Raw genomic sequence first — 279 nt, 5'->3', positions numbered from 1 at the left:
GCCTTCTTCCGCCTGGAGATGCCCGCCGATCTGGTCGACGTCAACGTGCACCCGACGAAGCTGGAAGTGCGGTTTCAGGATGGGGGACGGATCTACAGCCAGCTGCTGTCTGCACTGCGGCAGAAGTTCCTCAGCACGGATCTGACGGCTCGCGTCAAGCCTGCGCCGCTGCCCGCCGACGCCGATCCGGCCGGGGCGCTCGATCCAACTCGCTCCGCTCAACACCGCGACGAACTGGTCCAATGGGCGCAAGGCCAGCTGGAAGGAAGACCGCCGCTG

1 protein-coding gene is annotated in these 279 nt (G+C 66.3%); it reads left to right on the top strand.

The features are described 5' to 3' along the window. Window positions 1–279 (top strand): hypothetical protein (locus tag MD536_RS21825; protein WP_369075830.1); only part of this gene is annotated, 279 nt, incomplete at both ends.

Source organism: Flavihumibacter cheonanensis, from assembly GCF_022352215.1.
GTDB classification, from domain to species: Bacteria; Bacteroidota; Bacteroidia; order Chitinophagales; family Chitinophagaceae; genus Flavihumibacter; species Flavihumibacter cheonanensis.
Note: the sequence above shows the minus strand (reverse complement) of the source record. Positions and strands in the feature narration are given on the sequence as shown.